General features: G+C 33.5%; 9 protein-coding genes and 1 tRNA gene. 7 read left to right on the top strand and 3 right to left on the bottom strand.

What is annotated here, in order from left to right:
• The first annotated feature begins 16 nt into the window (after nt 1-16).
• From HND39_16025 to HND39_16040, 4 genes are all read left to right on the top strand, one after another.
• Nucleotides 17-2,029 carry a helix-hairpin-helix domain-containing protein gene (locus tag HND39_16025; protein QKJ97659.1) on the top strand — a complete coding sequence of 671 codons (2,013 nt, stop codon included), beginning with the start codon at nt 17-19 and terminating at the stop codon, nt 2,027-2,029.
• Nucleotides 2,030-2,234: 205 nt separating this feature from the next.
• Nucleotides 2,235-4,589, top strand: a complete 2,355-nt coding sequence (locus HND39_16030) for a response regulator (protein QKJ97660.1) — start codon at nt 2,235-2,237, stop codon at nt 4,587-4,589.
• A gap of 81 nt (nt 4,590-4,670) precedes the next feature.
• Nucleotides 4,671-6,128: a glutamate--tRNA ligase gene (locus tag HND39_16035; protein ID QKJ97661.1), complete on the top strand. Its 1,458-nt coding sequence runs from the start codon at nt 4,671-4,673 to the stop codon at nt 6,126-6,128.
• Between the two features lie 17 nt (nt 6,129-6,145).
• Nucleotides 6,146-7,849 carry a glutamine--tRNA ligase/YqeY domain fusion protein gene (locus tag HND39_16040; protein ID QKJ97662.1) on the top strand — a complete coding sequence of 568 codons (1,704 nt, stop codon included), beginning with the start codon at nt 6,146-6,148 and terminating at the stop codon, nt 7,847-7,849.
• A 67-nt stretch (nt 7,850-7,916) separates the two neighbouring features.
• Here the strand turns inward: HND39_16040 and HND39_16045 are convergent, their stop codons facing one another.
• On the bottom strand, nt 7,917-8,123 hold the full coding sequence (locus HND39_16045) for a hypothetical protein (GenBank protein ID QKJ97663.1): 207 nt from the start codon (nt 8,121-8,123) through the stop codon (nt 7,917-7,919).
• Nucleotides 8,124-8,150: 27 nt separating this feature from the next.
• Nucleotides 8,151-8,357, bottom strand: coding sequence for a hypothetical protein (locus tag HND39_16050; GenBank protein QKJ97664.1), 207 nt, complete (start codon nt 8,355-8,357; stop codon nt 8,151-8,153).
• Between the two features lie 402 nt (nt 8,358-8,759).
• Between HND39_16050 and HND39_16055 the strand changes: the two genes are divergently transcribed.
• The 3 genes from HND39_16055 to HND39_16065 all read left to right on the top strand — a co-directional run bounded on the left by HND39_16055 (nt 8,760) and on the right by HND39_16065 (nt 10,005).
• Nucleotides 8,760-8,845 (top strand) — tRNA-Leu (locus HND39_16055).
• 45 nt (nt 8,846-8,890) lie between these two features.
• Nucleotides 8,891-9,556: a rhodanese-like domain-containing protein gene (locus tag HND39_16060; GenBank protein ID QKJ97665.1), complete on the top strand. Its 666-nt coding sequence runs from the start codon at nt 8,891-8,893 to the stop codon at nt 9,554-9,556.
• A gap of 2 nt (nt 9,557-9,558) precedes the next feature.
• Entirely contained in the window at nt 9,559-10,005 is a 447-nt protein-coding gene (locus HND39_16065) for a DoxX family membrane protein (protein ID QKJ97666.1), read from the top strand.
• 5 nt (nt 10,006-10,010) lie between these two features.
• Here the strand turns inward: HND39_16065 and HND39_16070 are convergent, their stop codons facing one another.
• Nucleotides 10,011-11,612 (bottom strand): DNA polymerase III subunit alpha, encoded by a 1,602-nt coding sequence (locus tag HND39_16070; protein ID QKJ97667.1) that lies wholly within the window; start codon nt 11,610-11,612, stop codon nt 10,011-10,013.
• Nucleotides 11,613-11,624: the final 12 nt, after the last annotated feature.

Below are 11,624 nucleotides of genomic sequence, written 5' to 3' on the forward strand. Positions count from 1 at the left end.
TCATCCCAAAGAACATTTGAAAAATTCTTGTCACATATTTTTCTTCACTGCCGGTATAATCCTTTTTACCACGAATCATTTGATTGCGCAGACTGATTCTTCCTATCTCACTACAGAAGAAATCCTGGAAGATATTTTGCAGGAACCGGTAGGTGAAGTTGACGAATCAGATTTATATGAACAGTTGGAACTGCTGATGCTCAACCCGATTAATTTGAATACTGCAAGTGTTGATGAATTGCTGAAGATTCCAATTATGGAGATTTCAGCAGCACAATTAATTGTTGAACACAGAAATAAATATGGATATTTTTTTTCGTTGAATGAACTTAACACAATTGAAAATTTAGATAAATCTGTTGTTCAAAAAATTACTCCATTTCTCTATATTGAAAAAGAAACGGAAGTAGGAATTGAACCAACAGGTACATTCGACTCATTAATTGATGGGACGAATATTTTTTTAAGAAGCAGAATAATAAATTCACTTCAAACAAATGAAGGATTCACTAAGAACAAATATATCGGAACAAAACCAAAAACTTACAGCAGACTTCTCGTAAAGTACAGCGATCATTTCCAGGCAGGTTATCTGGCAGATAAGGACGCTGGAGAAATTGATTTCAACGAATTCTCTTCATTCCATGTTGCTGCTAATGATCTTGGATTTATTGATAAAGCAGTGCTTCTCGATTATTTACTGGAGTTCGGGCAGGGACTTACATTCTGGAGTCCGTATGCATATTCAAAAGGTGCTGATGCAATAGTACCGGTAAAGCGAACCGATAGAAATATCAGACCGTACACTTCTTCAACTGAGAATAATTTTTTCCGTGGTGCTGCATCTGCATTTCGTTTTAAAAATTTTATCATAACAGGATTTTATTCAAATAATGATTTCGATGCGAACATTGACACTGTGACCGGGAAAATAACTTCTGCACCTATTGATGGATTACACCGAACTACAAATGAAATTTTAAAACGCGACGCTGCAAATGAAAAATTATTTGGTGGACGTCTTGATTATTTTTATAGAAACTTATTAAAACTTGGCGTAATACATTACCAATCGCAAGTCAGTAATGAATTTCAACCATCAATGGCGTATGATATCTCCGGTGATAAATTTAATTATACCGCTGCCTCATATAATCTGCTTCTTGATCGATTCAACTTCTCAGGTGAATTTTCTTACAACACTATTTCTGTTGCGTCAATAAATATGATGGAACTTTTAATCAGTAATAATTTTACATTCGCTACATCTTTCAGGAACTATCCAAGAAATTTTTATAGTATTCATGGATATGCATTCGGAGAAAGAAATGGAGCTACTCAGAATGAAGTTGGTCTTTACACTGGATTCAAGTGGAGATCACCTGTTGGACTTTTGAATTTTTATTATGATCAATTCAAAATGCCTTTCGCAACATATTTCAATCCTACATCAACTCAGGGTGATGAATATTTAGTTGATTTTCTGTCGAAACCTATTCAAAAATTTGAAGTCCGCGGCAGATATAAATATGAGAATAAAGAGATCACAGAAGGTATGGATAATTCAAAAAACGTAGTGAAAAGATTAAGACAGGTTTTTCGTGGAGAACTTATTTATTCTATCTCAAATAAAATCAGGCTCAGAGGAAGGTTCGAATACAATACATTCAGAATTTCTCAGACTGGTTATCAAGAAACAGGTTACTTACTGTTCCAGGATATTCGTTACTCACCAACAGCTAATCTAAATATTTACGGCAGAATTATTTTCTTCCGAACAGATTCATTTGATTCTGCAATTTATGAATATGAAAATAATCTGACCGGTGTTTTAACAAATGTTCCGCTTTATTATGAAGGAATAAGATGGTATCTGCTTATTCGATTCAGACCTCACAAAATTTTTACAGTATCGGCTAAATATGCAGAAACATTTAAACCACAAGAAAAATCGTTAGGATCCGGCGATAATACTATTCAAGGAAATCTTGACAACACATTTTCATTACAAATAGATGTTAACCTTTGATTAATGATTTTAATTTCCAGATATTTCCATATAATTATATTTAACTTTTTGTTCTATTTTTCAACTAATTTAATATATTTGTAACGACAATTTAGTCGGTAATTTACCTAATATTGATAATTTCAAATTGTCCAGTACAGTAGAACCTTTCAACTGGTAACTGACTATGATGAGATTAATTAATCAAATTGAAAAGCATAAATAAATGTTAAGTTCAAAAATCGATTTTGTTTCCAAGTATAACGATCTTGTACTTTATGCACTCTCCGCAGCTAAAGAATTTCCTGATAATCTTTGTGATTATCTTGTCAATGAATTTGAATTCGAGGCAGTAATAATAACTAAGATTAAGGACAAGACTTTTGAGCTATTAGGTAAATCTACTTTAGCTAAAAAATCACTTAAGAATGGAACAGAAATAACTTGTAAACATTGTCAGACAGTACAAATCCCTACAACTGAAGTCACATTTGAAATAAATCCTCAATGCGAAATTATTGCAGCAGAAATGGTGGTATTTGAAGGATGCTTATACATTCCGGTTTCCAACGATGAGAAAGTTATACTTAAAATTGCAAAGCAAACTGAATTTACAAACGTCGAGAAAGATAATCTGATCATTATCGGGAATACAATCAGAAATCTGTTGCGTCTTTGGATGGGTAAGAAAGGTGGTTTAAGTTATACAATAAGTGATATAATTACTACAATCAGTCCCGAGATAAGAACTCCCATCAACAGTATTCTTGGATTTGCTTCATTGCTCAATGAAGAAAATTTATCACTGACTCAACACGAATATCTTTCTACTTTAAAAGAAAATGCTTATGATCTGCTTTCACTGCTTAATGACCTTATTGAGCTTGTTAAGCTTGAAACTTTTAAAGGTGTTGAAGAAGATACTGAAATCAATATTTTAAACTTTTTTCATGATATTCTAAAACTATTCGAAGATAAAAATTACAGAAACAGAATTGAAATTATATCAAATATTGATAAGGGATTACCTCATTCAGTTAAATGCAATTCACACAAACTTCAATATATAGTTACTAACCTGATTACGATCTCACTTCGTTTAACAGAAAGAGGCAAAATCAGTGTGGCAGTTTTTTCACCTGAAAAGGATAGACTGACAGTTAGAATAGCTGATACCGGTGTTGGAATACCATCGGATAAGATGAAAGATATTTACAATCCTTTCGCACTTACCGATCAATTTATAACTACTGTCGGAAGTACAACCGGTTTGGGTTTGACTTTAATAAAACGATATGTCGATTTCTTGAATGGTGAGCTTGACATTACTAGCACTATTGGAAAAGGCACTACTTTCAACTTAACAATTCCTGTTGAAGAAATATCAATAATAGAAAAACAGATAAGCAGTCTGCCAAAACCGGATTTCACAAACAAGGTTCTCGTTGTTGAAGATGATTATGCAACATCCAAGTTACTATCAAATTATCTTCACAAGTGGGGATATGAACCGACTATTGTGAATTCTGCTGAACAAACATTAAAAGTACTTCAGAAGGATCAGTATCTGGCGATATTAATGGATATTGTTTTACCGGATGCAAATGGATTGGAATTACTTCAGAGGATACGCGAAATAAAAACTGCCAAATCAACTCCTGTTATTGTTTGCTCTGTTGAAGCAGAACAACAGAAAGCATTTCTTATGGGAGCAGTTGAATATTTTATAAAACCTGTCAACTATAAATATCTTATCGAGGTATTAACTAATTACCGGTTAAGGAAGGATTCAAATATTCTTCTGGTTGATGATGATATTCCAAGTTTGAATTTGCTAAAGGAAGCAGTTGAAAGAAATGGATTTAAAGCACTTGCTTATTCTGATTCAACGCAAGTATTGGATTCAATTCAAAACATTCATCTTGATCTTGCTATAATTGATCTCGACATGCCCGAAATGGATGGAATAGAACTGATTGAAAAGATAAAATATCTGGAAGTCTTTAAAAATCTTCCTATCATTATTTACACCGGTAAAGAAAATTTTGAAGAAGATATAAAACGAATTGATGGCTTATTCGAAAATCTTTTACGCAAAAGCAGTACAAGCATTGAAGACCTGCAGGAAACAATTAATCAAATGATTAATCGCTACGAAGAACCATCAGCTCAGGAAGATGTAAAAGAGAAGAAAGATACAGTTAAAATCCTTTTAGTTGAGGATTATAAACATTCACAGATTATTGTAACACGTCTGCTCAAGAAAAATGATTTTGAATCTATAGTAGTTGTTGAAAACGGACAGGAAGCACTTGATGCAGTAAAACAACAACATTATGACCTGATACTGATGGATATGCAAATGCCCGTGATGAATGGATTTGAAGCTACAAGAAAAATCAGGGAGCTCAAAGATTATAAAGATACACCAATAGTTGCTCTTACTGCTTTTGCAATGAAAGGCGATAGAGAGAAATGTTTGGACGCAGGCGCAACAGATTATATTCCGAAACCGATCGACAGCCACGAGTTCATCCAAAAAGTTAAATACTACACAGAGAAAAAGCTGGTTACCAGATAATCAACTTCACTTCCATCTTAATTATTTAAGGATTTAGTTCTTTATCTTTGCATTTAAATTTTAAGTTTAATTAAGTGTAAGATGAACAAAATAACTCCAAGAGTGCGATTTGCCCCAAGTCCAACAGGTTATCTTCATATTGGTGGATTGCGAACTGCATTATACAATTATTTATTCGCTAAACATCTAAATGGAAAACTCATACTCAGAATTGAAGATACTGATAGAAAAAGATTTGTTGAAGGTGCTATCGAAAACCTGATTGATACATTAAATTGGGCAGAAATTAAGTTTGATGAAGGTCCGGGGATTGACGGAAATTTTGGTCCTTACTTGCAATCAGAACGATTGAAAATTTATAAAGAACTTGTGGAGAAACTTGTTGCAGAAGAAAATGCATATTATTGTTTTTGCACTCCTGAACGTCTCGAAAAATTAAAGGAAGAACAGCAGAAACAAAAACTTCCTCAGGCAAAATATGATAAGCATTGCCTCAATCTGAATAAAAGTGAAGTCGAAGAAAAATTAAAATCGCAAATTCCATTTGTAATCAGATTAAACGTTAAGCCCAATCAAAAAATTATTTTTACTGATGTCATCAGAGAATCTGTTCAGTTCGATACTGAAAATATTGACGACCAGGTTTTGCTAAAAAGTGACGGCTATCCGACTTATCACCTCGCAAATGTGGTTGATGATCATCTGATGGGAATCACTCACGTCATTAGAGGTGAAGAATGGCTTTCATCAACTCCTAAACATATTATTCTTTATGATTATTTTGGCTGGGAAAAACCTGTCTTTGCACACCTCCCTCTCCTTTTAAATCCAGACAAAACAAAACTGAGTAAAAGACAAGGAGATGTTGCTGTTGAAGATTACAGAGATAAAGGATATCTGAAAGAAGCATTGATTAATTTTGTTGCACTACTTGGCTGGAACTATGGTGATGATAAAGAATACTACGAAATGGATGAATTAATAGAAAAATTTTCACTTGAGCGTGTACACAAGGCGGGAGCTGTATTTAATCTGGAAAAACTGAACTGGCTTAATTTTGAACATCTCCGAAGAAAACCTGATGATGTTGTTCTTCAATGGTTAAAAGAAGAAATACGAAAATCGGAATTAAGCTTTAAATCATTCAGTGATGATTATCTGATCAAAGTTATTTCCGCAATGAAGGAAAGAGTATCCTTTGTAAAAGAATATTTGACTAAAAGTTTATATTTTTTCGAAGCTCCGAATCAGTACGAAGAACAAAATCTGAAGAAACGATGGAAAGAAGATTCAGCGGAATTACTTGGAAAGCTTGCGCAAAAATTTGAGCAGATTAATAACCCATCGAAGGAAGATTATGAAAAAGCGCTTGATGAACTATCAGTTCAATTAAATATCAATAAAGGAAAACTTGTTCACCCGTTAAGAATTGCAGTCTCCGGAATCGGCGAAGGACCAGGAGTTTTTGATATCATCACAATTCTCGGTAAAGAAGAAACACTTAAAAGAATTAATACTGCACTTCAAAAATTGAGTTAACTAAATTTTAATATTATATGAGTAACGAAGAAAATAAAAACGAAATTAAAAAACCTTCAAATTTTATCAGAGAGATTATTGATGCTGATTTAGCAACAGGTAAACATAGTGAAGTTCATACGCGTTTTCCTCCGGAACCGAACGGTTACCTGCATATTGGTCATGCTAAATCTATTTGTCTGAATTTTGGATTGGCAATAGATTATAACGGAAAGTGCAATCTTCGTTTCGATGATACTAATCCAACCAAAGAAGAACAGGAATACGTTGATTCGATAAAAGAAGATGTTCGCTGGCTCGGTTTTGAGTGGGAGAACAGAGAATATTTTGCATCTGACTATTTTGATCAGTTGTATGAATTCGCAATTAAATTAATTAAAAAAGGAAAAGCTTATGTCGATTCATTGAATGCTGATCAGATCAGAGAATTAAGAGGAACACCTACTGAAGCAGGAAAAGAAAGTCCATACCGGAACAGAACAATAGATGAAAATCTGAATTTGTTTGAAAGGATGAAAAACGGTGAATTTAAAGAAGGTGAACATGTTTTGCGTGCGAAGATTGATATGGCATCACCAAATTTAAATTTACGAGATCCTGTCATGTACCGGATTCTTCATAAATCACATCATAGAACCGGAAATAAATGGTGCATTTATCCAATGTACGATTGGGCACATGGTCAATCCGATTCTATTGAAGGAATTACACACTCACTTTGCACATTGGAATTTGAGAACCATCGTCCTCTATATGATTGGTTCATTCAGGAACTTGAAATTTATCCACCTCAACAAATTGAGTTCGCAAGACTAAATCTTAGTTATACAATAATGAGCAAAAGAAAGCTTCTTTCATTGGTTGAAAGAAAATATGTTGATGGTTGGGATGATCCAAGAATGCCTACTATTTCCGGATTAAGAAGAAGAGGTTACACACCTGAATCTATCAGAAATTTTTCAGAACGGGTAGGAATAGCAAAACGTGAAAATACAATTGATGTTGCTTTACTCGAATTTAGCATTCGTGAAGATTTAAATCTTCGTGCAAAAAGAGTTATGGCAGTTTTAAATCCGCTGAAAGTTGTAATAACAAATTATCCTGAAAATCAGATTGAGGAATTAGATGCAATAAATAATCCTGAAGACACTTCAATGGGAACAAGAAAAATTCCTTTCTGCAGAGAAATATATATTGATCGAGATGATTTTAGAGAAGTTCCTCCGCCAAAATTTCACCGGTTATTCCCCGGCAGTGAAGTACGATTACGATATGCATATATAATAAAATGTGAAAGTGTTATAAAAGATCAGGTTACAGGCGAAATAACAGAACTGCACTGCACATTTTTCGCTGATACAAAAAGTGGTTCAGGAACAAGTCAAAAAAAGGCAAAAGGTACAATACATTGGGTTTCAGTCAAACATGCTTTTGAAGCTGAAGTAAGACTTTATGATAGACTTTTTTTAACTGAAAACCCTGAAGGTGAAGAAGGAAAGGATTTCACCGAATTTTTAAATCCAAATTCACTTGAAATTAAAACCAACTGTAAGCTTGAACCTTCGCTTCAGACTGCATCATCCGGTGATAAATTTCAGTTTGAAAGAACCGGTTATTTTTCTGTCGATTCAAAATATAGTAAGACGGGTTCGCCCGTATTTAACAGAATTGTAACTCTTAAAGATTCCTGGATTAAAGTTGAGCAGGCAGGGAAAAAATAGATCAGGTTTTTTTCCTGATAGGAAGTAAAGTTTCAGTATGAATTTTTAATTTTTCTGAAACCAGAGATTAGCAACGACCGACAAATTTATACAGATTTAGCATTTTCATCAGGTTATTTATTGCATCTCTGTCGAATGGATTTGGAATCTTGTTTACGTCTTTATATTCCTTTATGATTCCGGTTAGTTTACCTAATCCATCAACCATTCTCTGAATAATGTTGCCATTATCCTCAATGTCGTAATAGCCTTCATATCCGATAAAAGTTTTCATTTTTGTACCCTCACCCTAAATTAATTTTTATAATTCCATATAATCATCGTAATCGTCCAGCTCAAGTTCATTCATACTGATATTCGTGTAGCTGTCGTTATCAATGATTTCATAAATTTGTTCGTTATCAATACATTCAGGATCAAGACAAGGTTCTTCTTCTGAGAACATTGGCAGATCTTCATCGCTGAAGAACGAATCATAAATTTGTTTTTGCTGTAAATGTTTGTTCACCTTCTGTACCTCCAGTTAGTTTATAAATATGTTTCATGTAAAATGCCAACAATGGTGCCAGAATTGACGTAGCGACAATTCTATCTTATTCAAAATAAATGTTCTGATTCCAATTGAATATCATCACTTTAATCTTTACTTAAATGTAATAGATGTAGAATGAAGGAGAAAAAGAGTCACTATAAGAGAAGAAATTACAAGGTAAAAATATTTTACCCAATGATACGCAGAGATTGGCGTTTAAAAATTGCCATATCAGTTTAAGTTTTTTAATTTTGTCAGGTCAATTTGCTTTGTAATATGATTTGCTTTTACGAAACAAAGTATCGTCAAGATTTTGCGCCTCGCGAGTTGGCAGCGAAATGTTACTGAGATTTGTTGTTCTTCAATAATAATCTTATTGCCGAAGTGGCGGAATTGGTAGACGCGCTGGACTCAAAATCCAGTATGGCTCACCCCATGTGCCGGTTCGAGTCCGGCCTTCGGTACTCGTAAAACCCTCTTCAGGAGGGTTTTATAATATTCAAAAATTGATGAAAATATTCAGTTATAAAAAAATATTTGGTATTCTTTTAACAAGCATCTTTATAGGATTCCTGATTAATTACTTTAATCCTAAAGGCATATCTTTAATTCGGGAAACGCCTGAAATCAATTGGGCTTCTGATTCATTGTTTAACAATCTTGAGACTGTGACCATTGAGGATGATAGTATCACCAGCATTCCGGAAGAAATAAATGTAAATCAATCTGATACTAACTCTCAACCAGAAATTTCATCGAAAAAGAGAGAAGACTTTATTCAACCACCAACTGAGCCAATTAAAACCGAAGATAAAAAAACCGGGACAGTTGTAGCTTTCACTGAGCCAAAAGCTGTTACATTAGATCAAGCTTATAAACTTTTTAATAGTGGAGTCTTGTTCATTGATGCAAGAGATGAAGCAGATTATGTTTTGGGACATATATCTAATTCCATTAATATTCCGTTTGATGATTTTGATAATCACAAACAAAAACTGGAAAAACTTTCCATAGAAAAGCCGATGGTTGTGTATTGTGCTGGGACTGATTGCGATTTAAGTCACCTACTTGCAAATCTTCTTTTTGAAAAAGGTTATAAACAGGTCTATGTTTTCTTTGGCGGCTGGAACGAGTGGATTGAAGCAAATTATTTAATTGATAAATCTGCTGAGTAAAAATGTTTACAAAAGTTTTTAACAATAAATATCTTTTACTGACTTTCAGATTACTCTTAGGTTTTGTTTTTATTTATGCTGCAATTTTTAAAGTAGTGGATGCTCAGGGATTTTCACAATCAATCTATAATTACAAACTGATGCCTGATTTAACAATAAATGCTCTTTCGATTGTAATTCCATGGATTGAATTAGTCGCTGGTTTACTTCTGATATTAGGGATTTCTGTAAAAGAAAATTCACTTATTTTAAGCAGTCTGCTATTAATATTTATCATTGCAATCTCAATCAGCCTTGCAAGAGGATTGAATATTGAATGCGGATGCTTCGGTACTGTAAGTGGCGCAAAAGTAGGATTGTTAAAGATCTTTGAAAATGTTGGTTTGTTCATCGTTGGTCTGATCCTGATTAAATTCGATTCGAAATTTCTTTCACTATCAAAACAATAATAGATTTAATCTTTATTCCTTATACTCTCCATTGTATCTCTGAGAACTCCGAGTGATCTCTGACTTAAAATATCAATTTTAATCAACCCTAAATCTTCAATTGAATACATATCAGGCTGAGTTACAATTAAACCAAGTCCTTTATTCTTAGCATACTCGAGCGCAACATAATCAGTAATTTTTGTTGGTGTAATTACTATTCCACCCGGATGAATTGAAATGTGTCTTGGAAATCTTGCTATTTGAGATGCAATTGAAACTATAGTTTTCCAGGGTTCCATTTTAAAATTAAGTCCTTTTGATTCAGGAAAAAGTTCAGCCAGATGAGGAAGGTTTACAGCATCTGTCCACGGAATTTTTCGGCTGAATTTTGAAATTTCTTCATTTGTGAATCCAAAAGCCTTCGCAACTTCTCTGAAAGCTGATCGCGCTCTGAAAGTCACAGTTGTTGAAATCATAGCAACTCTCTCATAACCATATTTTTCAAAAATATATTTTATTATTTCATCACGTTCTTTCCAGGAAAAATCAATATCAAAATCGGGCGGAGAACTTCTTGCTTTGTTTAAAAATCTTTCAAAGTAGAGATTTTGTTCAAGTGGATCAATCTGAGTTATTTGAAGACAATATGCAACAAGACTGTTCGCTGCGGATCCCCTGCCGATTGTCATCATTCCTCTCCTCTTTGCTTCATTTATTATATCCCAAACTATTAAAAAATAATTTGAGAAACCCATTTCACTTATCACAGAAAGCTCCATCTCAAGTCTATCTTTAGCTTTGTTTGTTATAGGATTGAATCGTTTCTCAAGACCTTTAAAAGATTCATTCCAGAGCATTGTTTCAGCAGATATGTTTTCAGGAGTTGAATAAACCGGAAATTTATATTCATTCAATTTTAAATCGACGTTACATTCATTTGCGATGCGGTTTGAATTAACTAATGCTTCAGGAAGATTTTTCCATTCATCCTCAATTTGTCGGGGATCTTTAAAGTAGTATTCCTGATCTACAATCTCTTCATTTGTCAGATTATCAATGTTTGTTTTCAACCTGATGGCAGTTACTGTTTTGTGCAGGAGATAATCCTGCTTATTCAAAAAATATATCGGATTTGTTACTACTACTTCGCAATAATTTTCTTTCGCAAATTGATATCTTTTCCTGTTATTCGCTTTTTCTTTTTTCGAAGCGATAAGTTCGATAAACACATTTTCTCTTGCTTTGATATTTTTAATAATCTCAATAGAGGAAGTTATAATGAAAAAGTTGTCAAGGTTATCGTTCAATAAGTGAGTAAGAGAAAAATCTTCATTCAGTTTTCGTGAAGTTATAATTTTACATAAATCAGAATAGCCTTTATTATTCTTTGCAAGAAGAATAATATATTCATTCGGATTTTCTGGCTGGTCAATTGTACTGCCAATTATAGGTTTTAGCCCTTTTTCTTTTGCGAGTTTTGTAAATTGAACAATACCATGCATTGAATTGGTATCAGTAATCGCAAGCGAATTTAATCTAAACTCAATGGCTTTGTCAACCAATTTGTTAATCGGAACAGTTCCTTGTAGAAAAGTATTGTTTGAATGTACGTGAAGCGGGATCATTTGTTTGTTCGT

This window comes from Ignavibacteriota bacterium (assembly GCA_013285405.1).
In the GTDB taxonomy this organism is placed as follows: Bacteria; Bacteroidota; Ignavibacteria; order Ignavibacteriales; family Ignavibacteriaceae; genus IGN2.

Bases quoted from the DNA above. Each gene is read 5' to 3' on its own strand.
- HND39_16030 (QKJ97660.1), top strand. From the start codon at position 2,235: ATGTTAAGTTCAAAAATCGATTTTGTTTCCAAGTATAACGATCTTGTA.
- HND39_16035 (QKJ97661.1), top strand. From the start codon at position 4,671: ATGAACAAAATAACTCCAAGAGTGCGATTTGCCCCAAGTCCAACAGGT.
- HND39_16040 (QKJ97662.1), top strand. From the start codon at position 6,146: ATGAGTAACGAAGAAAATAAAAACGAAATTAAAAAACCTTCAAATTTT.
- HND39_16045 (QKJ97663.1), bottom strand. From the start codon at position 8,123: ATGAAAACTTTTATCGGATATGAAGGCTATTACGACATTGAGGATAAT.
- HND39_16060 (QKJ97665.1), top strand. From the start codon at position 8,891: ATGAAAATATTCAGTTATAAAAAAATATTTGGTATTCTTTTAACAAGC.
- HND39_16065 (QKJ97666.1), top strand. From the start codon at position 9,559: ATGTTTACAAAAGTTTTTAACAATAAATATCTTTTACTGACTTTCAGA.
- HND39_16070 (QKJ97667.1), bottom strand. From the start codon at position 11,612: ATGATCCCGCTTCACGTACATTCAAACAATACTTTTCTACAAGGAACT.